This window comes from Pseudoflavonifractor sp. An187, assembly GCF_002160275.1.
Classification (GTDB): domain Bacteria; phylum Bacillota; class Clostridia; order Oscillospirales; family Oscillospiraceae; genus Enterenecus; species Enterenecus faecium.
Genome location: NZ_NFKG01000003.1, coordinates 28,769 through 49,312, shown reverse-complemented (window position 1 = coordinate 49,312; position 20,544 = coordinate 28,769). Strand labels below are relative to the sequence as shown.

25 protein-coding genes, 1 tRNA gene and 1 pseudogene are annotated in these 20,544 nt (G+C 53.2%); 12 read left to right on the top strand and 15 right to left on the bottom strand.

Annotated features, from left to right (window positions below):
* Nucleotides 1–22: 22 nt before the first annotated feature.
* From nusG to rpmG, 3 genes are read right to left on the bottom strand one after another with little or no spacing between them, the layout of a single operon-like run.
* Nucleotides 23–544, bottom strand: coding sequence for a transcription termination/antitermination protein NusG (gene nusG, locus B5F22_RS03095; RefSeq protein WP_087232482.1), 522 nt, complete (start codon nt 542–544; stop codon nt 23–25).
* A 12-nt stretch (nt 545–556) separates the two neighbouring features.
* On the bottom strand, nt 557–850 hold the full coding sequence (secE, locus tag B5F22_RS03090) for a preprotein translocase subunit SecE (protein WP_087232479.1): 294 nt from the start codon (nt 848–850) through the stop codon (nt 557–559).
* A gap of 33 nt (nt 851–883) precedes the next feature.
* Nucleotides 884–1,048 carry a 50S ribosomal protein L33 gene (gene rpmG / locus B5F22_RS03085; RefSeq protein WP_087232476.1) on the bottom strand — a complete coding sequence of 55 codons (165 nt, stop codon included), beginning with the start codon at nt 1,046–1,048 and terminating at the stop codon, nt 884–886.
* Nucleotides 1,049–1,346: 298 nt separating this feature from the next.
* Between rpmG and ruvX the strand changes: the two genes are divergently transcribed.
* On the top strand, nt 1,347–1,763 hold the full coding sequence (gene ruvX, locus B5F22_RS03080) for a Holliday junction resolvase RuvX (RefSeq protein WP_087390766.1): 417 nt from the start codon (nt 1,347–1,349) through the stop codon (nt 1,761–1,763).
* A gap of 29 nt (nt 1,764–1,792) precedes the next feature.
* Entirely contained in the window at nt 1,793–2,791 is a 999-nt protein-coding gene (locus tag B5F22_RS03075) for a TIR domain-containing protein (protein ID WP_158096597.1), read from the top strand.
* Between the two features lie 635 nt (nt 2,792–3,426).
* Here B5F22_RS03075 and B5F22_RS03060 read toward each other — a convergent pair.
* From B5F22_RS03060 to B5F22_RS03045, 4 genes are read right to left on the bottom strand one after another with little or no spacing between them, the layout of a single operon-like run.
* Nucleotides 3,427–3,954 carry a hypothetical protein gene (locus B5F22_RS03060; RefSeq protein ID WP_087172014.1) on the bottom strand — a complete coding sequence of 176 codons (528 nt, stop codon included), beginning with the start codon at nt 3,952–3,954 and terminating at the stop codon, nt 3,427–3,429.
* 28 nt (nt 3,955–3,982) lie between these two features.
* Complete coding sequence (locus B5F22_RS03055) at nt 3,983–4,714, bottom strand: CPBP family intramembrane glutamic endopeptidase (protein ID WP_087390763.1); 732 nt, start codon at nt 4,712–4,714, stop codon at nt 3,983–3,985.
* Between the two features lie 50 nt (nt 4,715–4,764).
* Nucleotides 4,765–5,565, bottom strand: coding sequence for a helix-turn-helix transcriptional regulator (locus B5F22_RS03050; protein WP_087390760.1), 801 nt, complete (start codon nt 5,563–5,565; stop codon nt 4,765–4,767).
* Between the two features lie 34 nt (nt 5,566–5,599).
* Nucleotides 5,600–6,553 (bottom strand): alpha/beta hydrolase, encoded by a 954-nt coding sequence (locus tag B5F22_RS03045; protein ID WP_242955048.1) that lies wholly within the window; start codon nt 6,551–6,553, stop codon nt 5,600–5,602.
* 148 nt (nt 6,554–6,701) lie between these two features.
* On the opposite strand from B5F22_RS03045, the pseudogene B5F22_RS03040 reads away from it, so the two are divergent.
* The 8 genes and pseudogenes from B5F22_RS03040 to B5F22_RS03005 form a co-directional block, all read left to right on the top strand.
* Nucleotides 6,702–7,217: pseudogene (locus B5F22_RS03040) on the top strand (recombinase family protein); the annotation flags it as partial.
* 171 nt (nt 7,218–7,388) lie between these two features.
* Nucleotides 7,389–7,757: a GntR family transcriptional regulator gene (locus B5F22_RS03035; RefSeq protein WP_087390758.1), complete on the top strand. Its 369-nt coding sequence runs from the start codon at nt 7,389–7,391 to the stop codon at nt 7,755–7,757.
* Nucleotides 7,758–7,759: 2 nt separating this feature from the next.
* Entirely contained in the window at nt 7,760–9,112 is a 1,353-nt protein-coding gene (locus B5F22_RS03030; protein WP_087390755.1) for a hypothetical protein, read from the top strand.
* A 313-nt stretch (nt 9,113–9,425) separates the two neighbouring features.
* The gene (locus B5F22_RS03025) at nt 9,426–10,808 is read left to right on the top strand and encodes an ABC transporter substrate-binding protein (RefSeq protein WP_242955047.1); all 1,383 of its coding nucleotides are present in this window, start codon (nt 9,426–9,428) and stop codon (nt 10,806–10,808) included.
* A 57-nt stretch (nt 10,809–10,865) separates the two neighbouring features.
* Nucleotides 10,866–11,810, top strand: a complete 945-nt coding sequence (locus tag B5F22_RS03020; protein ID WP_343223921.1) for an ABC transporter permease — start codon at nt 10,866–10,868, stop codon at nt 11,808–11,810.
* 6 nt (nt 11,811–11,816) lie between these two features.
* Nucleotides 11,817–12,617, top strand: coding sequence for an ABC transporter permease (locus B5F22_RS03015; protein WP_087232458.1), 801 nt, complete (start codon nt 11,817–11,819; stop codon nt 12,615–12,617).
* Between the two features lie 17 nt (nt 12,618–12,634).
* Nucleotides 12,635–13,423, top strand: a complete 789-nt coding sequence (locus tag B5F22_RS03010) for an ABC transporter ATP-binding protein (protein ID WP_242955046.1) — start codon at nt 12,635–12,637, stop codon at nt 13,421–13,423.
* Nucleotides 13,416–14,147, top strand: a complete 732-nt coding sequence (locus tag B5F22_RS03005; RefSeq protein WP_087232452.1) for an ATP-binding cassette domain-containing protein — start codon at nt 13,416–13,418, stop codon at nt 14,145–14,147. Before B5F22_RS03010 ends, B5F22_RS03005 begins: the two co-directional genes overlap by 8 nt.
* 51 nt (nt 14,148–14,198) lie before the next feature.
* Here the strand turns inward: B5F22_RS03005 and B5F22_RS03000 are convergent, their stop codons facing one another.
* From B5F22_RS03000 to B5F22_RS02990, 3 genes are all read right to left on the bottom strand, one after another.
* Nucleotides 14,199–14,540, bottom strand: coding sequence for a hypothetical protein (locus B5F22_RS03000; RefSeq protein ID WP_087390749.1), 342 nt, complete (start codon nt 14,538–14,540; stop codon nt 14,199–14,201).
* 66 nt (nt 14,541–14,606) lie between these two features.
* Nucleotides 14,607–14,966, bottom strand: coding sequence for a helix-turn-helix transcriptional regulator (locus tag B5F22_RS02995; protein WP_087390746.1), 360 nt, complete (start codon nt 14,964–14,966; stop codon nt 14,607–14,609).
* 69 nt (nt 14,967–15,035) lie between these two features.
* A complete protein-coding gene (locus tag B5F22_RS02990) occupies nt 15,036–15,662 on the bottom strand; it encodes a TetR/AcrR family transcriptional regulator (RefSeq protein WP_087390743.1) in 627 nt (208 codons plus the stop codon).
* Between the two features lie 153 nt (nt 15,663–15,815).
* On the opposite strand from B5F22_RS02990, the gene B5F22_RS02985 reads away from it, so the two are divergent.
* Nucleotides 15,816–16,226, top strand: coding sequence for a hypothetical protein (locus B5F22_RS02985; protein ID WP_050004307.1), 411 nt, complete (start codon nt 15,816–15,818; stop codon nt 16,224–16,226).
* Nucleotides 16,227–16,463: 237 nt separating this feature from the next.
* Here B5F22_RS02985 and B5F22_RS02980 read toward each other — a convergent pair.
* Nucleotides 16,464–16,540, bottom strand: a tRNA-Pro gene (locus tag B5F22_RS02980).
* Nucleotides 16,541–16,725: 185 nt separating this feature from the next.
* Here B5F22_RS02980 and B5F22_RS02975 point away from each other — a divergent pair.
* Nucleotides 16,726–17,241 carry a YcxB family protein gene (locus B5F22_RS02975; RefSeq protein WP_087390740.1) on the top strand — a complete coding sequence of 172 codons (516 nt, stop codon included), beginning with the start codon at nt 16,726–16,728 and terminating at the stop codon, nt 17,239–17,241.
* Between the two features lie 48 nt (nt 17,242–17,289).
* On the opposite strand, the gene B5F22_RS02970 is transcribed toward B5F22_RS02975, so the two are convergent.
* From B5F22_RS02970 to B5F22_RS02955, 4 genes are all read right to left on the bottom strand, one after another.
* Nucleotides 17,290–18,042: a carboxymuconolactone decarboxylase family protein gene (locus tag B5F22_RS02970; protein WP_087232429.1), complete on the bottom strand. Its 753-nt coding sequence runs from the start codon at nt 18,040–18,042 to the stop codon at nt 17,290–17,292.
* A 14-nt stretch (nt 18,043–18,056) separates the two neighbouring features.
* Nucleotides 18,057–19,031, bottom strand: coding sequence for an alpha/beta hydrolase (locus B5F22_RS02965; protein WP_087390737.1), 975 nt, complete (start codon nt 19,029–19,031; stop codon nt 18,057–18,059).
* Between the two features lie 14 nt (nt 19,032–19,045).
* Nucleotides 19,046–19,582 carry a flavodoxin family protein gene (locus tag B5F22_RS02960; RefSeq protein ID WP_087390734.1) on the bottom strand — a complete coding sequence of 179 codons (537 nt, stop codon included), beginning with the start codon at nt 19,580–19,582 and terminating at the stop codon, nt 19,046–19,048.
* A 169-nt stretch (nt 19,583–19,751) separates the two neighbouring features.
* Nucleotides 19,752–20,450 (bottom strand): 4Fe-4S binding protein, encoded by a 699-nt coding sequence (locus B5F22_RS02955; RefSeq protein ID WP_343223920.1) that lies wholly within the window; start codon nt 20,448–20,450, stop codon nt 19,752–19,754.
* Nucleotides 20,451–20,544: the final 94 nt, after the last annotated feature.

The window sequence follows — 20,544 nt, the reverse complement described above, 5'->3', positions numbered from 1 at the left end:
GGTTTGCGACGGAAGCGTTCCGTCAGTTGAGAGGCTCGACCTGATCCAGTTCCAGTTCCACGGGAGTCTCCCGTCCGAACATGGACACGACCACCCGAACCTTGCTGCGCTCGGTGTCGATTTCCTCCACGGTGCCAATGAAGGATTCCAAGGCACCATCGGTAATTTTCACGTTGTCACCCACGGCATAGGACACCATGACCTCACGCTTCTCCACACCCAGAGCGGCGATTTCCTCGTCGGTGAGGGGGATAGCCTTGTTGGCGGAGCCCACGAATCCGGTGACGCCACGGATGTTGCGCACCAGGTGCCAGGTCTCATCGGTCATGACCATTTTGACCAGCACGTAGCCGGGGAACACTTTGCGCTCCACGGTCTTGGGGCCGTTGTCGGTGATCTCAGTGACGGTCTCCATGGGGATGGAGACCTCGGCAATGACGTCGTGCATGTTGCGGTTTTCCACGGCCTGCTCAATGGAGACGGCTACGGTGTTCTCATAGCCAGAGTAGGTGTGGGCCACATACCATTTCATTTCCTCAGCCATTGTGTTGACCTCTTAAGCGAAGAGCTTGAGCAGAGCCTCAACCACCTGGCGAGCAATCCAGTCGAAGACCCAGATGAACACGCCGACCAGGAGCACGCAGACAATCACGGTGCCTACGTTCTTCAGGGTATCCTTGCCGGAGGGCCAAGTGACCTTCTTCAGCTCACCCTTCAAGTCCTTCACCCAACGGGCGAGACGGTTCGGCTTTTTGTCCTTCTTCTTCGCAGCAGTCTTGGCCTTTTTGTCGGCGGAGCTTACGGACTCCTTGCCAGCGACGACCTCATCACGCTTGTTCAGTTCAGACATTCTTGTACCCTTCTTTCTTTGAGCGAGGGCTCATTACTTGGTTTCGGTGTGCAGAGTGTGCTTTCTGCAGAAGGGGCAGTACTTGTTGAGCTCCAGACGCTCAGTGGTGTTGCGCTTGTTTTTGTTGGTGTTGTAGTTACGCTGCTTGCACTCAGAACAACGCAGGGTAATCTTCACACGGCTACCGGCTTTCGCCATTCTCGGCACCTCCTTTTGAATTTGCCGCCCGGCAACAAAAAACGCCGGAACGGCCATGGCCAATTCCAGCGCTTCAAAAGGGTGCCGGGGCACCCTACATCTGCTACGGGAAACCGGCCTTTGCCTCCCTGTGACCCTATCGAAGAGGGGAGAGGGTTTTTGTGTTCATCCCGTAAAAATGCGCACAAAAAGAAAGCCCTGCTCACAGGTGCATCCAGCATATCACAGGGGTGAGGGGTTGTCAAGAGAAAATTTATCCTTTATAATCGTTTTACCAAACAATCAGGAGGACGAACCTATGCGAGTGATGGCGGTGGACTACGGAGACGCCCGGACCGGGGTGGCCATTTCCGATGCCTTGGGGATGCTGGCGGGATTCACCACGGTGATTCACAGCCGGAAGGCGGACCAGGTGGCCCAGGAGATCGGCAAACTGGTAAGCGAGCACCGGGTGGAGGAGCTGGTCATGGGCTTTCCCCGGAACATGGACGGCACAGAGGGCCCCCGGGCAGAGCTGTACCGGGCCTTTGCCCAGCAGCTTCAAGAGGTGACGGGGATGGAGGTGCACCTGTGGGACGAGCGGCGCACCACCATTGAGGCCCACCAGATTCTCCATGCCTCGGGGAAGAAGATGAAACAGCATAAAAAGAATGTGGACGCCGTGGCCGCTACCTTAATATTAGAGGGGTATCTCAATAGGCTGCGGCGCAAATGATTTGATAAGAAATAAGTAAAGTTAGAGTAGTGTTTATTCTGAATATTTCATTTTGCGGTTTGGGAGAAAATGTAATGAATGTGAAGCCACGAATTTTTATTGGTTCCTCTGCAGAAAGCAAGGAATTTGCAGAGGTGGTTTCTCGCTATTTAGGTCGAAAATATGAGTGTGTTGTGTGGTCAAATTGTTTCTTTGACTTAAATGCAACGACCTATGAGACCTTGGCTAGAAAGGCGATAATTTTCGATTACGCAGTTTATATTGGCGGAAAAGATGACTTTGTCATACGCAAGCAAGATGGAAGCACCAAGTATGCACCACGTGATAATGTTTATCTGGAATTTGGCCTATATGCTGGGATTCTTTCCCCAGCTAGAAGTTTTTTCTTAGTTCACAAGGAGTGCAGAATTGCTACAGATTTATTAGGAGTAACAGTAGCTCTGTTTCATGATAAAAAATCTATTCAGGCTTGCTGTAAACAGGTGGATCGCTCAATTGAGAGAGAATGCCGGAAAAACCGCATTCAGCTTCTTCCATCTACAAGCTTAGCTATGGGATATTATACTAACTTTTTGTGTCAAATAAAAAATGCTGTACTCGATAGGAAAGACAACTTCATAGATGGGTGGAGTTATGATGAAAAGAAGAAAAATCTGCGCATTGAAGTTGTACTTCCGGATGATGTTTATGTAGACTGGCAGAGCTGGGCAGATAGATATGCCAAACACAATGGATTGTGCAGGGTGTCATTTAATGGAAGTACACGGACAATGGGTATTTTAATGGATAAAGATACATTTGATGCAACTGGAGTTTTGAGAGTTATGGATGTTCCACAGACGCTCCGTGCCTCTTTTGCAGCGGTAGATTTGGTATTAGGGCAAGATTATCTCGGAGAAGATGAAGTAGCACAATTGGCTAAGGAAAATGAAGTAAGAAATTTTTGCGCAACATTGAAGAATTTAATAAAAAAAGATGCATATTTATCTGAGATTGTTGAGATATCTATGGTGAATGCCCATTTTTGAAAAACTAGTTTCGCATTTAGTTTAGTTCAGTTTACAAGGAACTACACGCAGACCGTGAAACGGGTTGCTGACAACAAACGGCGGTATGCTCCCGGAGAGGGCAGCATACCGCCTGTTTTGTTGTCTGGAGTTTCCAAAGGGGTTCTCCCTTTGGCACACGACTTTGCTTGCAAAGTGTAGTGTGTTATACCTGCTGGCGTGGCTGACGGGGGAAACGGGGTGCGGTGCTTTATGCGCCCCGTTTGCTCCGGCAGGAAAACAGGCTGAATTTTCGCGAATGGGAATGAGCGAAAAGCCGGGCTGTTTTTAAAGAACGGCGGCAGGTATATGAAAGCCCCCGTCCCTCGTCCTACGCTCCGACTTGTGGACAAAGTGTCCCGAAGTTGTGGCCACACTCCCGGAAAAGTAGCAGGACAGCGGGCAACCGTCAAGGCTGAAATGAACGGGTTTACACCCGGCCTTGACCGCTGCCCACTGTCCCGCTGAACAAGCAGACAAGGCGGCCAATCCCTCAAAGTGCTTGGCCGCACTCTCTTTCATTTTGGAGCATGCTTTTCCTCAAAATTGAAATGGGCGGGAAGCCCTTTTGTGGCTTTGCTATTTCCCCGATAAACTGGGAGTTGTTGTGCAAGACATTATATTTTTCTATTTTCTATTATGAGCAATGCTGTAAATATAATTTCAAAAACAAGCATCATTAACGCTAATATCAAACGTGTAGAATTACATCCAACAATCAATGAAGCTATAGGGATAAGAACTGACATAATCATGTAAGTTTTTGATTTATATAACCAGCTATATGGTAACAAATGCGCCCCAAAAATCATAGCAATAACCATTAGCATTTTTTCTGGTACTGTTGGATAAATCCACATTGCAATCAATAAATATAAGATTTGATTTATCGAAAATAATATACCTAGATTATTCAGTGGATTGCTTTTGTCCTGAAATTGGATCTTTAATAATTTGGACATCAAAAATGCTAAAGGCAATAGTGGTGCGGTACAACAAAATGTTAGCAAATTCTTGGTAAGAATCGGTAAATCTAAGAATTGTACCATCATCACCAAAAGCCAAATCACAATAGAAGCTGAAATAAAATGAATACCTCTCTTTTGCTTGATAGCACAATCTATTCTTAAATCCTCTAAATTCATAACACGTTTTTCCTCCGCAAATTCAAATTTAACGCTTTCTTTGCTTATATATAACAACAGCAAACCAACTGGCTATAATGAACATCATTATTCCTCGAACAATCTCCGCAATCAACAATTCTTTGCCGTTCATCACTACGATTTTAGTTTCAAAATCAAAGAGAAAATGCACCAGAAATACAGGAATGATATTGGAGGATATTATAGTCATCTCCATTGCAAGCCAACCAAAAATAAAAGCATTCAGTACGGTTAAAGCAATCTCAAATCCATTACTTCCTGTGAATGCGGTAGCAACATGCCCAATGCCAAAAATAAGCGTAGACCATAACACAATTCCTTTCGTCGAAAATTCTTCTTTTAGATATCGGGGTATTATCCCTCTGAAGTATACTTCCTCCGATATTCCTACAAACAGGTACAGAAACAAACTTCCTATCACGTATCCAATTGATTTTACATAGAATCCTTTAATGGCTACTGGAAGAAAAATAACAAGAAGAGGGATAAAAAATAACACTCTTTTGCAACCTTTAAAATCAAACTTTGCAAATCCAACCTCTCTCCATTGCCACTTACCTCTAAAAACAAAAATAGTAGGGGGAATTAAAGCTAATGCCATAAAAGTTCCTTGTAAAAATAGTGTTGTAACAGTATCTAAAGCTAAAATTACCGATATTGTTCCTGATGCAATTGGAAATAACAAAACCACAAAACACCATAATAATGATTTACATATCGCCAACACTTTATATTTCATAATTAATTTCCTTTTCTATTGAGTCCTACAAATTAGAATTTGTCGCTCTCTTACTTTCTCCCCCGCTGCGGGTTTGGATTTTTCAGCAAATCCGACTTCTGCGCAATCCGTTTCGGCCACTTCTTTTCTTCCTCGGACAGCTTCTTGTAATTCAGTTTGAGCCGCTTGCAGATAAACATCATAGCCGCCTGCTCCGGGTCGCTGTCCTCTCTGGTGGTTTCCTCTGCGGTCTGCAAGAAATCTTCCAGTGGGTTGTCCTCCGGGACGCTGAAAAAATCGTCCTTATGGGCTTCCCGCAGGTCGAGGGCTATCTTGTTTATGTCCTGCTGTATCACATAGCGGCAAAAGCTGTCGTCGTCAATGTGGGCGGCGATAAGCTGCCTTAACTGCGGGTCGGTCAAGCCGGGATTATGCTGTTTCATAATCGTTGCGCTCACAGCGTCCACAATGGCGTTTGCGCCCTGCACCTGCTTTCCCGCTACGCCGTTCACATAGATTTCAAGGTCGGCCATGAGCCGGGGAAAATCCGGGTGGGTCGCCAGTTCACATAAAAGAGAATTGTCCACCAGCCCGCTTTTCAATAGTTCTATCGTGTCATCACTCAAACGCAGGTCTGCAAAATCGGCGTTTGGGTGATTTTTTGTCTCAGAACGGCACAGCAGATAATCAACGGTCACTTCGTAAAACTTTGCGAGCTGGATAAGGGCATAGTGGCTGATGTCTTTGAACTTGTCCCCCTCATAACTGCCCAAAGCAGACTTGGAGAGATGGGTCTGCTCCGCAAGCTGCTCCAGCGTCAAGCCACGCTCCACACGCAGGCCTTTCAGCCGTTCTTGTATGGATAGTTCCATGCTCTCCCTCCTTGTCTGCCCGATAAATGGGAAGTTAATGTTTCGATAGAAATTCAATGATACTTTCACTTATTGCTTTGTATTCGTAGTCGTGAACATAATGCGGGCAGTTTAATTCTATATATTCCCCTTCATCAATCTGTGATATATATTCTATAGGGATTTCCCGCCATGTTTCTTTATCGAATCCCGTTCCGCCAGAACCGTCCGAAATAAATAACAGCATTGGAAGCTGCGGGGTTCCCATGTTATGCACTGTTTCAGCGTTTTCCTTCACCCATTCAGTTTCATTTATCATAGTTACAGTTGCCGTCCGACTGTAGAAAACTGCTTTATAGATTTCTTTTTCTTTCTCCGATAATGTGCCGTACTTTACGGCATCGCTGTCCGAAAGCCCAGGAATAAAACGAGTGGCACCTATGTTTGCCGCCCAACTTGCAATACGCATAAGCGGAATATTTATGTTCATGCTTCCATAATACTCTGGAACTGCCATATCAAGCCCAATAATTGCAGACACCTCATCAGGATATTTTTGCGCCCAATATAATGCTTCAAGCCCTGACATAGAGTGCGGGCATAGGATATAAGGTGCGGTTAATCCCGCTGATGTAAGCGCTGCCCTTGTATCTTCAAGTATGGAATCAATATCTCTGTTTTTATCGACAACATCACTGAAACCATATCCAAATTTTTCTACAACGGCAATCTGATATTTATCACTTAAAAGAGAATAGAGAGATTTGAAATCCAGTATGGGAGAACAAGTCCCCCCACCCGACATAAAAACAAGCGTTGTATCACCTGTGCCTTCAATATAGACGCTCATATTGTGTCCATCAACTTCAACCATCTTTCCTAACGGCAAACGCAATTCATTTTCTCCTTTTAAATGGATTTGATGATTGATGTATATAATAAGCAGCAATATAAGCATTGCAACAATCACAGTAAAAAATATTTTCATAACTCTTTTTCTCTTTCTCATAGTATTCCTCATCTCTGCTTTCTTTCACTAAATCCCGCTTTGTCTCTTTGTACTTATACCACAATTCCGAGAGCGTGGAAATAGCCTATTTTTTAAGCCGGTTTCCCACCTTTCGGATATACGGGACGGGCGGTCATTTAGGTGTAGACTTATGAGTATCTTCAATCCGTCCGGCAGGCAATATCTCCGCTGCACAAAACGGCTGGACAATAAAAGCTGTCCGGGCTGTGGGAAAATCATCACTTCCGAACTGGAAGCGGTGGTTTACCAGCAGATGGTGAAGAAGCTGGAAAAGCACAAGACGCTGACGGGCAGGAAGAAAGCGGTAAAGGCCAATCCCAAAATCGCCGCCCTGCAAGTGGAGCTTCTCCATGTGGACAGCGAGATTGAAAAGCTGGTGGACAGTCTGACGGGCGCAAACAATGTCCTGCTCTCCTATGTGAATGTGAAGATAGCGGAACTGGACGGACGCAAACAGGAACTTGTGAAGCAGATAGCCGAGTTGACGGTGGGAGCCATCAGCCCGGAACAGGTCAATCAGATTTCCGGCTACCTCGACACATGGGACAATGTATCCTTTGATGACAAGCGGCGGGTGGTGGATTTGATGATTACCACCGTTGCCGCCACAAGCGACAGCTTGAACATTACATGGAAAATCTGACGGGCGGCACACCTCCCGTCAGACCATTACTCTGTGTAGTTCCTTGTAAACTGTACTTTGCCTCTATATAAGAAATAACGTAAAAGTCAACCCCGCGAGGGGTTGACTTTTTATATCTCTTGTATTACAATCTATAATACAAACAAGACAAAGAGAGGACGGTGAACCTTCATGTTGTTGCAATTGGATTTCAACAGTGAGCGACCCATTTACCAACAGATTCGGGACCAGATTGTGGTGGGCATTGCCCAAGGGGTCTTATCCCCGGGGGAGAAGCTGCCCACGGTGCGGGCTCTGGCCGATGAGGCCGGGGTGAACATGATGACGGTGAGCAAGGCCTACCAGCTTCTGAAACAGGAGGGGTACATCACCACCGACCGGAGAAGCGGCACGGTGGTCAGTGCTCGAGAGGGAGCCCAGACCGTGCCGGAGCAGACGGTTGGGCGGTTGAAGCTGGCCCTATCCGAGCTGCGCGTGGCCGGGTGGCAGAAGGAGCAGGTGCTGGAACTGTGCCAGAAGCTATATGAACAGGAGGGGTGACTATGATCGTTCGGTTGATTCTTTGGGCGTGTGGAATTATCATCATACCGCTGATGTTTTGGCAGCTCAACAACGAGACCAAGTTTAAAAAGAACATTGCCCTGGGGGTCACGCTGCCCTATGTGGGCCGCACCCACCCCCAGACCGTGGAGCTGTTGAACCGGTTCCGCCGGATTCTGCGGTGGATCTGTCTGGGCTTGCTGGTATCGGCGGTGGTGCTGGTGCTTTTGCCCATGTCCACGGGGCTGTCCCTGACTGTGTGGCTGATTTGGATTGATGTGGCTATGGTGCTGCCCTTTATCCCCTATGTGAAGTACCACAAAAAGCTCAAGGCGCTGAAACAGGAACAGGGCTGGTACCCGGAGGTGCCCCGCACCCATGTGGTAAACCTCACTGCGGCGGCCCAGGGGGAGAAGCCCATCTCGCCCGTGCAGTTTTTGCTTCCTTTGGTGGTGAGCTTGGCGCCCCTGGTGTGGGGCATTGTGAAACAGGATTGGCTGATGACCGCCCTGTTTCTCACCGGACCGGTGTGTGTGCTGCTGTTCTGGGCCCTGTATCAGTGGGCCATGCGGCGGCGGGCGGAGACGGTGGACGAAAATGAGAGCCTCACCCAGACCCTCACCCGCATCCGCCGGAGAGCCTGGCGGCGGAGCTGGGTGTGGGGCAGCTGGTTTATGGCAGGGGTCAACCTGGCCATGTGGTTGTCTCTGTCCCACCCGGTTTGGGGCCTGGTGGTGATGTTGGCCCTCACCGTCCTCTTTCTGGTGCTGGCGGTGGGGCTGGAGTTCCACCTGCGCCACCAGCAGGAGCGGCTCACCGCCCAGAGCGGTCAGACCTACTATGTGGACGAGGACGAAAAGTGGATTTGGGGCATGTTCTACTATGACCCCAACGACACCCACTTGGTGGTCAACAACCGCATCGGCATGAACACCACCGTGAACCTGGCCAAGAAAAGCGGCCGGGTCATCATGGGAGCTACGGCGGTTCTGATGCTTCTGATGCCCCTGTTCGGCGTATGGCTGATGGCGGAGGAGCGGGCGCCTGTGACCCTCACCCTCACCGACACCGCCCTGGTGGCAGAGCACGGCTGGGATCACTATGAGATTTCCCTGGCGGACGTGGACCAGGTGCAGCTGCTGCAAGAGGAGCCGGAGGGGCTGCGGCGCATTGCTGGCACGGCCATGGACAACGTATATAAGGGCCGCTACCAGAGCGACGAGTACGACAAAATCACCGTGTGCATGGACCCCCAAGAGGGGCCCTGGCTGCTTATCACCATGGACGATGGCACCGTCTACCTGGTAGGGGATGGGGCTGAGGACATGGCGGGCCTGTACGAGCAATTGAAATAAGTGGCAAAGTGTGGCGCAGGGGGCCTCCCTGCGCCACTCAAATTGTGCAAGAAATACCTTGCAATTCTGCTCCTGTGTGTTAGAATAGACCGGACAACTGAATACAGTTGCGAGAAAAGCAGAAACGAAAGGAAGAAGCAAAATGCCCAAGTTCACGAAACGGGCCCTTTTGCTGCTGCTGGCCGGGGTCATGCTCTCGGCTTCACTGTACGGATGTACAGGAGGCACGAACAATAGCGCCACCCCCACAGCCTCTGCACAAACGGGCGAGTTATCCAAAGGAAACTCAGTCACGGTAGGTATCGCACAGGATTTGGACAGCCTGGACCCCCACAAGGCGGTAGCCGCAGGGACCAGTGAAGTGCTGTTCAACATCTTCGAAGGACTGATGAAAGCCAGTCCCGACGGCGGCGTCATTCCCGCTGTTGCCAGTGACTACACAGTTTCCGACGACGGACTTCAGTACACCTTTACCCTGCGGGAGGGCGTGAAGTTCCACAACGGCAACGCAGTCACCATGGAAGATGTACTATACTCCTTGGAACGCTGCGCCGGGTCAGAGAACGATGGAACGCCTCTGATTTCGGCGTTTTCTAATGTCACCAGCATGGAGGCCACCGACGACACCCATGTGGTGCTCACCCTCAAAGAGCCCAATCTGGAGTTCATCAACTCCATGACTGCCGCCATCATCCCCGCAAATTCCAGCGACACCATTGCCACCACTCCCGTCGGCACCGGTCCCTTCGCCTTCACCTCCTACACTCCTCAGCAGAGCATGGAGATGAAGAAGTTTGACGGCTACTGGGGCGAGCCCGCCCAGCTGGACAAGGTGACCTTCCGCATCATCACCGATGTGAATACCCTGGTGATGGGCTTGCAGGGCGGCACTCTGGACATGGTCATCCACCTGCCCAACTCGGTGCGCAAGGAGGTGGAGAAGCAGTTCACCGTGCTCCAGGACACCATGAAGCTGGTGCAGGCCCTGTACCTGAACAACGACGTCAAGCCCTTTGACGACGTGCGGGTGCGTCAGGCCATGTACTACGCCATCAATGTCCCTGAGATCATCGAATTTGTGTGTAACGGGGACGGCGTGGCCACTGGTACCAGCATGTACCCCGCTTACACCAAGTATTTCATGCCCGAGCTGGCGGAAAACTACCAGCAGGACCTGGAAAAGGCCAAGCAGCTGCTGGCTGAGGCCGGTTATCCCGATGGCTTTACCATGACCATCACCGTGCCCTCCAACTACACCCAGCACGTGGAGACCGCTGAGGTGGTCTCCCAGCAGCTGGCTCAGGTGGGCATCACTGCCAACCTCAACCCCATCGAGTGGGAGAGCTGGGTCAGCGATGTGTACCGTGGCCGCGACTTTGAGTCCACCGTGGTGGGCATCGCCGCCAGCGACATGACCGGCCGGGAGATGCTGGAGCGCTACGTCAGCGACAACCAGAAGAACTTCATCAACTTCAACTCGGAGGAGTATGACCAGGTGATGGAGAAGGCCCTGACCACGCTGGACCAGGGCGAGCAGACCCAGCTTTACAAGCAGGCCCAGACCATCCTCAACGAGGAGGCCGCCAGCCTGTGGATTCAGGACCTGTGCGACCTGGTGGTGATGAATCCCGCCCTGGATGGCGTGACCTTCTATGCCACCTATGTGCTGGATATGAGCACCATCCACTATAAATAAGAGACCAACGCTTTGGGGGCCGCACCTGCGGCCCCCAAATTGCAAGAGGTGAGATGTATGATGAAAACCCTGGTCAAGCGGGTGCTGCTGCTGATTGCCACCCTGCTGCTGGTGACCATCCTGGCCTTTGTGGCCTTCTCCATCATTCCTGGCGACCCCACCTCCTCCATCCTGGGGGTGGAGGCCACCCAGGAACAGATTGCAGCCCTCCGAGATCGGCTGGGGCTGGATTTGCCCATCTGGCAGCGGTACCTCCACTGGCTGGGGGGCCTGCTCACCGGGGACCTGGGGGAGTCCTACAACTACGGCATGCCGGTGGCTCAGCTGCTGGCCACCTGCGTCACCCACACCCTCACCCTGGCGGTGCTGGCCTTTGTGCTCATTGTGGCCATCTCGCTGCCCCTGGGTATCATCGCCGCCCGGTATGAGGGGGGCGTGGTGGACCGGGTGCTCACCATCCTCAACCAGATCACCATGTCGGTGCCCAACTTTGTGGCGGGTATCTTGCTGGTGTATGTGTTTGGACTGGTGCTGCGCCTGTTCCAGCCCGGGGCCATTGTCACCCCCCAGGCTGGATGGGGGCCCTACCTGTGGTACATGCTCTTTCCCGCCCTGGCGGTGGCCCTGCCCCGGTCGGCCATGACGGTGAAAATGCTGCGGGGCTCCATCCTCAGCGAGCTGGGCCAGGACTACATCCGCACGGCGTACAGCAAGGGCAACTCCAAGACCTCGGCCCTGTGGCGGCACGTGCTGCGCAACGCCATGATTCCCGTGGTCACCTTCCTGGCCATGACGGTGGCGGACATTATGGCCGGTTCCATTGTGGTGGAGCAGGTCTTCGGCATCCCCGGCCTGGGCAAGATGCTGGTGACCTCCATTGGCAACCGGGACTATCCGGTGGTGCAGGCCATTGTGGTGCTCATCGCCACGGTGGTGGTGGTGTGCAACTTCGCCGCCGACTTGCTCTACCGGGTCATGGACCCCAGACTGAGAGGACGGTGAGGCGAGATGACAACACGCAACTGGTATGGACGGCTGGGCCTGGTGCTCACCGTGCTCATGGTGGGCTTTGCCGGGGTGGGTATGTTCTGGACCCCCTATGAGCCCACCGCCATGGTGGGAGCGGACCGGTATGCCGCCCCCTCTCTGGCCCACCCCTTCGGCTGCGATCAGCTGGGCCGGGACATCCTGTCCCGCACCATGGAGGGAGCGGGCAGTACCCTGATGATCGCCCTGGCCGTGCTGGCCATCGGCTTTGTGGCCGGGCTGCTCATCGGCGCCTTCTGCGGCTACTTCGGAGGTGTCGTGGACGCCCTGGTCATGCGAATTTGTGACGCCCTGGCCGCCTTCCCCAGCATCCTGCTGGCTCTGGTGGTGTTGGCGGTGATTGGCCCGGGCAAGTATAACGTCATTGGAGCTTTGGGCATTCTCTTCATTCCCAGCTTTGCCCGCCTGGTGCGGGGGGAGTTCCTCAAGGTCCGGGACCGGGACTTTGTGCGCTCGGCCCGGCTCATGGGGGTGTCCAATGGACGCATCCTCTTTGTCCACATCCTGCCCAACACCTGGCCTACCCTGTTGTCGGGGCTCACCATCGGCTTTAACAATGCGGTGCTCTCCGAGGCGTCCATGAGCTATCTGAGCATTGGCGTCACCGCCCCCGACGTGAGCCTGGGACGGATGCTCAACGAGGCCCAGGCGGTGTGGTCCACTGCCCCCTGGTGTATGCTCTGTCCTGCCCTGGTGGTGGTGCTCACCATCCTGGGCGTGAGTTTGCTGGGCGAGGGCCTGCGGGAAAGGATGGCGGCATGATGTTACAGATTGAACATTTGAAAATTGCATTTCCCAACCCCAAGGGTCATTTCGAGGCGGTGAAGGACTTCTCCCTCCATGTGGAGGAGGGCCAAGTCATCGGCATTGTGGGAGAGTCCGGCTCAGGCAAGTCCATGACCGCCCACGCCATCATGGGCCTGCTGGACCGCAAGAGCGTCCAGGTCTCCGGCTCCATCCGCTTTGAGGGGGTGGAACTGCTGGACCTCACCCGCAGCCAGATGCGCAGCTATCAGGGCAAGGACCTGTCCATCATCTTCCAAGAGCCTATGACCAGCCTCAATCCCACCATGAAGATTGGACCCCAGGTGGAGGAGGCCCTGCGCATCCACACCAAGATGCCTCCCAAGGAGCGCAAACAGCGGGCTCTGGAGGCCATGGCCCTGGCCGGGCTGCCCAATGGGGAGCAGCTGTACCACCAGTACCCCCACCAGCTGTCTGGCGGTATGCGCCAGCGGGTGATGATTGCCGCCGCCCTGGTGCTGCGGCCCAAGCTGCTCATCGCCGATGAGCCCACCACCGCCCTGGATGTCACCATCCAGGCACAGATTCTGGACACCCTCAAGGAGATCAACCGGAAAGAGGGCATCGCCATTTTGTTCATCTCCCACGACCTGGGTGTCATCCGGGCCCTGTGCCACCACGTGGTGGTGATGCAGCAGGGGGAGATCGTGGAGGCAGGGGACGTGGAGCAGGTGTTCCACCACCCGCAGCAGGCGTATACTCAGCGGCTCATCGCCTCCCGCCCCACCCGAACCAAACTGAAAGCAGGTGGCAGCCATGGCTGAGAAACCAATGGTAAACATCCAGGGCCTCAACAGCTACTATGGAAAGGGCAAGGAGCGCAAGCAAGTGCTGCGCAACGTCTCCCTCACCCTGGACCCCGGCGAGGTGCTGGGCATTGTGGGAGAGTCTGGCTCCGGTAAATCCACCCTGGCCAAGTGCCTGTTGGGGGTGGTAAAGGACACCGAGGGCACCTTGGAGGTCAACGCCTTCCGGCCTCAGATGGTGTTTCAGGACCCCTACGGCTCGTTGAACCCCGCCAAGTCGGTGGGCTGGTTTTTGGAGGAGCCTCTGCGGGTGCTGGGGGTGAAGGACAAGAAGGAGCGGAAGGCCCAGGCCATTGACATGCTGCAGCAGGTGGGCCTGGGGGAGGAGCACTATTCCCGCCGCCCCTCCCAGCTTTCCGGCGGTCAGCGCCAGCGGGTGGCCATTGCCGCCGCCCTCATCGGGGGCAGCCGCCTCATTGTGCTGGATGAGCCGGTGTCCGCTCTGGACGTGACCATGCAGGCCCAAATCCTCCAGCTGCTGGTGGACTTGAAGGCCAAGTTTCGCCTGTCCTACCTGTTCATCTCCCATGACCTGGCGGTGGTCTATCAGATCTGCGACCGGGTGGCGGTGATGTACCAGGGGGAGATCGTGGAGCAGGGGGACGTGGACACCATCTACGACAACCCCCAGCACGACTACACCAAGAAATTGCTCCAGGCCTCTCTGGCTCTGGAAGAATAAACGCATGGGCGGACGGCCTTTCGAGGCCGTCCGCCCATGCGTTTTGTGTGGTTAGACCCGTCGGTACCCCAGCAGATACCCTGCAAAGTAGACCACCCAGGCCAGGGCGCAGCCCATCACCGGGGCCGTGCACCAGTATATAAAGAGGGCCCAGCCCAAGAGCGTCCATTGGGTGAGACAGAGCCACACCAGACCCACTCCGGCCAGAATGCCCAGGGGGAGGAGGATGCACACCGGGGTGGAGCGGGTGCGGCACAGCACCAGCTGCAACAGGAACATGGGGATGAAATGGAAATAGAACAGCAGGCCCTGGTGCCAGATGTATACATTGATGGGCTCCCCAACAAGCGTTTTGCGGCCCTCTCGGGCTGCAAAAATAGCAAGTGTGGCCACACTTGCCCTGCTTGCCATTAGTGCGCTGCCCTAAACAGCGCAAAAAAACGGAGGTGCGTGTTTCTCTTACGCATCCTCCGTTTCCTTAGCCGCTTTCATCGCTTGGATCGTGGCTTCTACAATTTTCAGTTCTTTTTCGTCCAGAGCATTAAGCATGGCGTCGATACGCTTTCTACACTCGCTGCCTTTATTCTTGGACGGATAAAAATATTGGTCAACCGATATATTGAACATCGTCACCATCTGATAAAAGGTGTTAAGGCTGGGGTGGTGGCCGTCATTCTCGTTATACATGATGGTGCGAGGAGCCCGGTCAACGATATAGGCCAGTTGCTCCTGCGTCATCCCACTGGCTTCCCGAGCTTTTTTAATGGCAAGCCCTATATCGTGAAAGTCAAATCGTCGCTCATCTCGTTCAAACTTCATAACATCACCCAAAATGATTTTACATTTCAGGTATTAGTGTTTGAACGATTTATAAAATCACTATACTGACTATTTAATTTCCGGTTCAACATCCATCTCGATTAAACTCGTAATGGCTTGAACCGCAACAATTTTTGATCTGGACAACTGTGCTTCATCAATGATCTGCTGTATATAATCGTGGCAAAGCTGCTCAATGATCCCAAAAGCGATGCGAAGTTTTTCCTCTAAGAAGCAAGACGAAAACTCTGCACTAATAAGAAGTTCCTTAATTTGTGCGAGTAGCCTTGCTTCAAAATCAACAAAGTAATTTTGTATTTCAGGATCGAGTAACGCCAAGGCCATAAACTCATTATGCGCAGAACCATTCATGGTATGAGAGGTAATCAATGCATCAAGCAGTTCTTTAACAAGGTTATGGAGATCCTCTTTTTGAATTTGCCTGCTAAGTGCAGTTCTAAATTCAGATTCCAATCTGGAAATATACAGACCAATAACTTCCTTTAGAATGTCGTGTTTGTCGTGAAAATAGTTATAGACAATTCCGGTAGAAACATTTGCTGCCTTTGCAATTTCCGCCGTATTAGTCTTATAATACCCTTTTTCGCAAAACAGTTCATAGCTTGCTACTATAATAGCATCTTTTTTTTCAATAGACCGTTTTTGTTTAGGAATACGGATTTCATTTGTAGGCATTACATTCACCCGCCTTTGTTGTCTTAACCATTATACCGCAATATAGTGATCAAATCAATAAAATCTGAAACTAATTTCAGATACATTGTTGACATCAGACGGATGGCGTGATACACTAAACCTGAAATAGATTTCATGTTTTTGAGGAACACAATGACCGAGAACGACAATAAAAAATCTATGTGCTCGTACAAATTCTATCTACTATTTATCATTTTTGCGTGTGGAGGAGCCTGTATTTGGCAATTATTCATTCCTCAAATTGGAGAGCAGTACTCAATTTGGGGAAGTGCGGTTGGTTGGCAGCGAGAAATTGCGTTATGGAATATTGCCTTAATAACAGCAATCATGCTTTCGATAAAGAAAAAGGATATTGCTGCCCTAAGATTATTAACTATTCAAACTACAACACTATGCTGGCTTTTAGGTGCAAATCACCTTGTGGCGTTTGTTAATTCGAACTTTTCTTTTGGTTCTATTCATTTCCTTGGTTTTCTTGAGGTCATGCTTTGTGGGGGAATATGGGGAACCATATTGATTTTTAAGTATCGTCCCCAAAAATAAAAACAGGCAATTCAATTTGATATAGCTCAATCCACCAAAGAAGGGGATAATAAAAAAACCGTTGTTTTGGTCCGAGTGACAGGACTTGAACCTATGGCCCCCAGAGCGGACGCTCTAGAGGCCATAGGGCGGCGGATTTTATGTGCCTGACGGCACCAAGAGGCCGCAGGTTCACCACCCCGTACAAATCAAAAGAGAAGAGCACTGCCAACTGATGTTGACAGTGCTCTTCTCTTTTGGTCCGAGTGACAGGACTTGAACCTGCGGCCTCTTGACCCCCAGTCAAGCGCGATACCAAACTTCGCCACACCCGGATCTGAACCGAACTATGACATAATAGCACATGATTTTTGAAATTGCAAGAGGGAAATCAAAAAAAGTTGAAAAAATTTTCGGCCATTTCCAGGGCTCCATCTGGTAAGTGGAAATCTTGCATTTTCCACTGCGGGTTTGCTATACTGTAAAAGAAATGACCGCGCCAAGTTAGGAGGGAATCTCTATGGAATATAGCTGCTATACCATCTATGATCGCCACACTCTGGCCGATATGTCTCGCGCGCTGCGGAAAACCGTTCGGAAGAAGACCGCCCGGCGGTGGTGGATGGCGGGATGCCTGCTTCTGGTCCTGGGGCTGTCCCTCCTGCTGGAGCCCGGCGAACGGCTGTGGTTCAAAGCCGTGATCCTGGTGGCGGTGGTGTGCCTGTTTGTGGTGCAGGGCTGGGGCGACGGCCTCAACGCCCTGATGGCCCAACGCCGCATGATGCCGGGCAGTGAGCTGTGCAGCAGCAGCTTCTACGGGGACCACTATGAGTGCAAAATCTCCGGCGCCACCACCAGCTGGGAGTATGGGAACATCCTGGCCATTGCGGAGACCCGGGACTATCTTGTCTTTGTGCTGGGCAAAAACCACGCCCAGGCGTTTGCCAAGCGAGAGTTGAAGGGGGGCACGGTGGACTCTTTCCGCAGCTTCCTGGAGCATAAGGTGGGAAAACCCGTGGAAAAGATCGGCGGATAACCAAATAGACGACAAAAGGGGGTGACGGTTCCGTCACCCCCTTATTCGTTACTTGAGTTTGCTGTACTCCTCGTCGGAGACGGCCTCCAGCCATTCGTTGGAGCTGTTCTCACCGGGAACCTCCAGAGCCAGGTGGGAGAACCAGCTGTCGGGAGCGGCCCCGTGCCAGTGCTTGACCCCGGTGGGAATGTTCACCACATCGCCGGGGTGCAGCTCCTGGGCCTCCTTGCCCCACTCCTGATAGTAGCCACGCCCGGCCACGCAGATCAGCATTTGCCCGCCGCCCTGGGTGGCGTGGTGGATGTGCCAGTTGTTCCGGCAACCCGGCTCAAAGGTCACATTGAACACCCCCACCTGGCTGGTGGACAGGGGGTGCAGATAGCTCTGCCCCACGAAATACTGGGCAAAGCCATCGTTGGGCGCGCCGATGGGGAAGACCATCTCCTGCTGATGCTGGGCCTTGCCGTCCGCGTCATCTTCCTCCGCCCACACCTCTTTGGCCATGCGGAAGGCGGCCCAGGCCTTGGGCCAGCCAGCGTAGAAGGCGGCGTGGGTGAGAATCTCGGAAATTTCCTGCCGGGTGATGCCGTTTTGTTTGGCGGTGGTCAGGTGATACTGGAAGGAGCTGTCCACCAGCCCCTGGGCCATGAGGGCCACCACGGTGACCAGGGAGCGGTCCCGAAGGGAGAGTTTGTCCTCACGGCTCCACACCTCTCCAAACAATACATCGTCATTCAACTGGGCAAACTTGGGGGCAAACTTACCCAGAGCGTCCCGGCCTGCGGTCTGCTTTACTGCCATTTCAAAGGCCTCCTTTATACCAAATACTCGTGGAAGAAACTTGTGATCTTATCAAAGGGAATGATGTCCTTCCGGTCATACAGATCGGTGTGGACAGCTCCGGGAATAATAAGCAACTCTTTATTGGCGGTGTAGGGGTTGCCCTCCACCATGTGGGCGAAGGCGTCCCGGCTGAAATAGCAGGAGTGAGCCTTCTCCCCGTGGAGCATCAGCACGGCACTGCGGATTTCGTTGGTGTAGTGCAAAATGGGCATGTTGACAAAGGACAGGGAAGAGGTCACATTCCAGCCGTCGTTGGAGTTGAGGGACCGCTCGGTGTACCCCCGCTGGGTCTTGTAGTAGTCGTAGTAGTCCTTGAGGAAGAAGGGGGCGTCCTCGGGCAGCGGGTCCACCACACCCCCGGCCCGGGCGTAGGTGCCGGACTGGTAGTCCTGGGTGCGCTGGGCGTTGAGGGCTTGTTTCATCTCGTACCGGGCGTCGGCGCTGTCGGTGGAATCAAAGTAGCCCTTGGCGTTGACCCGGCTCATGTCATACATGGTGGAGGTGACCGTGGCTTTGATGCGGGTGTCCATGGCGGCGGCGTTCAGGGCCATGCCGCCAAATCCACAGATACCCAGAATGCCGATCTTCTCCCCATCCACAAAGTCCCGGGTGGCCAAAAAGTCCACGGCGGCGGAGAAGTCCTCGGTGTTGATGTCGGGGGAGGCCACGTTGCGCACCGCCCCGCCGCTCTCTCCGATAAAGGAGGGGTCAAAGGCCAGAGCGGCAAAGCCACGGCTGGCCAGCTCTTCGGCGTACAGCCCGGAGCACTGCTCCTTCACCGCCCCGAAGGGGCCGGACACTGCCACAGCGGCCAGCTTTCCCGCTGCGTCCTGGGGCAGGTACAGGTCTCCCGCCAGCTCGATGCCGTAGCGGTTGTGGAACTTTACTTTCTCCCGGCGCACGGTGTCCCGGAGGGGGAAGGAATAACCGTTGTACTTGGATTCCATGGCGTGCTCCCTCCTTACACGTTCTTGCCCATCCGGTAGGCAGCGTCCAGCTTGTCCTGGCCCATCTCACCGGGGTCGTTGGCGCCGCCGCCCCGGACCACGCCGGCCAGTCGGGCCCGTTCAAAGCAGGCAATCCAGCCGTTGAGGCCGTGAACAGGTCCATCCGAGGCGCTGTCCTCCTCCTCGGCGGAGGCGGTGAGCAGATAGATGTCCCGGAAGGCGTAGTCGGAGTCATACAGGGAGTTGGCCCGGTCCAGCAGGGTCTTCATCTGACCGGCCATCTCATAATAGTAGACGGGAGTGGCAAAACAGATGACGTCTGCTGCCCCCATCTTCTCCACAATGGCGTTGGCGTCGTCCTCAATGACACACCGGTGGGCCTCCAGACAGGCCATGCAGCCGTTGCAGAAGTGCAGCTGTTTCCCTTGCAGGGAGACAAGCTCCACCTGGTGCCCAGCGTCCTGAGCGCCCTGGGCAAACTGCTGAGCCAGCAGATGGGAATTGCTGCGGGAGCGCAGGCTGGTGGAGATGACCAAAACGTGTTTACTCATATGGGTTCCTCCTTATGTGAGTGGATCTTTGATTCTGATTCTAACACTCCAGAGATAGAATCACCAATACTTATACAGAATGCATCACCATGCTTAAAACCTATACTTGAGGAAAGGAAAGAGGTGCTGGCCTCCATCCAACGGGGGCCAACACCTCTTTGCGGTACGGTTACAGGAACAGCTCTCCCTCTTTCCGGTCCGAGCAAACCTTCTTCAAGGCCACCTGTGCGGCGGTGAGCATGACGGGGTTTACCTTCCGGGCACCCTTGGGGCACACGGCCACACAGCGCATGCAGGAAATACACAGCTCCTTGTCGGTGCGGCTAGGGTCGGCGGGGTCAATGGCCTGGACGGGGCACTGCTGGGCACACAGGCCACAGCGGTTGCAGTCCTTGGAGGGCTTGGGCACCATGCCGACTCCGCCCGCCTTTTTGTAGGGGCGGTTGCCGGGCAGCGCGGGCTGGGAGTTGTCTCCGGACTGCAGCTTATCCCAAATTTTTTGTCCAAAGTCCTGCAATTGCTGCTTGTCCTGGCTGTCTGGACGTCCGGCGGCATACTGGTGGGCGATGGAGTGTTCGGCAATGGCGGCCACTCCGGCCACCACCTGGAAGCCCGCCTGGACGGCGGCGTCCTCCAGCTCCACCAGAGTGTCCTCATAGGCCCGGTTGCCATACACGCACACCAGCACCGCCCGGGCGCCGTTGCCCTGCATGGCGGTTAGACGCTGGACGGCAGGGGCGGGAACCCGGCCAGCATAGGAGGGCACGGCAATGACGGCCACATCTTCTGCGGTTAGGGAGTAATCGGAGAAGTGGGCATTGGGGTCAGTGAGGTCCAGCGAAATGGACTGGGCCTCCCAGTTCTCCACCAGCAGGTCAGCGGCCTTTTGGGTGCCGCCTGTGGGGCTGAAGGTGATTTTGTAAAGTTTTATGGTTCCATCTCCTTTTCCTTCATGCTACCAC

Bases quoted from the DNA above. Each gene is read 5' to 3' on its own strand.
- nusG (WP_087232482.1), bottom strand. From the start codon at position 544: ATGGCTGAGGAAATGAAATGGTATGTGGCCCACACCTACTCTGGCTAT.
- secE (WP_087232479.1), bottom strand. From the start codon at position 850: ATGTCTGAACTGAACAAGCGTGATGAGGTCGTCGCTGGCAAGGAGTCC.
- rpmG (WP_087232476.1), bottom strand. From the start codon at position 1,048: ATGGCGAAAGCCGGTAGCCGTGTGAAGATTACCCTGCGTTGTTCTGAG.
- ruvX (WP_087390766.1), top strand. From the start codon at position 1,347: ATGCGAGTGATGGCGGTGGACTACGGAGACGCCCGGACCGGGGTGGCC.
- B5F22_RS03060 (WP_087172014.1), bottom strand. From the start codon at position 3,954: ATGAATTTAGAGGATTTAAGAATAGATTGTGCTATCAAGCAAAAGAGA.
- B5F22_RS03055 (WP_087390763.1), bottom strand. From the start codon at position 4,714: ATGAAATATAAAGTGTTGGCGATATGTAAATCATTATTATGGTGTTTT.
- B5F22_RS03050 (WP_087390760.1), bottom strand. From the start codon at position 5,565: ATGGAACTATCCATACAAGAACGGCTGAAAGGCCTGCGTGTGGAGCGT.
- B5F22_RS03045 (WP_242955048.1), bottom strand. From the start codon at position 6,553: ATGAGAAAGAGAAAAAGAGTTATGAAAATATTTTTTACTGTGATTGTT.
- B5F22_RS03035 (WP_087390758.1), top strand. From the start codon at position 7,389: ATGTTGTTGCAATTGGATTTCAACAGTGAGCGACCCATTTACCAACAG.
- B5F22_RS03030 (WP_087390755.1), top strand. From the start codon at position 7,760: ATGATCGTTCGGTTGATTCTTTGGGCGTGTGGAATTATCATCATACCG.
- B5F22_RS03020 (WP_343223921.1), top strand. From the start codon at position 10,866: ATGATGAAAACCCTGGTCAAGCGGGTGCTGCTGCTGATTGCCACCCTG.
- B5F22_RS03015 (WP_087232458.1), top strand. From the start codon at position 11,817: ATGACAACACGCAACTGGTATGGACGGCTGGGCCTGGTGCTCACCGTG.
- B5F22_RS03005 (WP_087232452.1), top strand. From the start codon at position 13,416: ATGGCTGAGAAACCAATGGTAAACATCCAGGGCCTCAACAGCTACTAT.
- B5F22_RS02995 (WP_087390746.1), bottom strand. From the start codon at position 14,966: ATGAAGTTTGAACGAGATGAGCGACGATTTGACTTTCACGATATAGGG.
- B5F22_RS02990 (WP_087390743.1), bottom strand. From the start codon at position 15,662: ATGCCTACAAATGAAATCCGTATTCCTAAACAAAAACGGTCTATTGAA.
- B5F22_RS02985 (WP_050004307.1), top strand. From the start codon at position 15,816: ATGACCGAGAACGACAATAAAAAATCTATGTGCTCGTACAAATTCTAT.
- B5F22_RS02975 (WP_087390740.1), top strand. From the start codon at position 16,726: ATGGAATATAGCTGCTATACCATCTATGATCGCCACACTCTGGCCGAT.
- B5F22_RS02970 (WP_087232429.1), bottom strand. From the start codon at position 18,042: ATGGCAGTAAAGCAGACCGCAGGCCGGGACGCTCTGGGTAAGTTTGCC.
- B5F22_RS02965 (WP_087390737.1), bottom strand. From the start codon at position 19,031: ATGGAATCCAAGTACAACGGTTATTCCTTCCCCCTCCGGGACACCGTG.
- B5F22_RS02960 (WP_087390734.1), bottom strand. From the start codon at position 19,582: ATGAGTAAACACGTTTTGGTCATCTCCACCAGCCTGCGCTCCCGCAGC.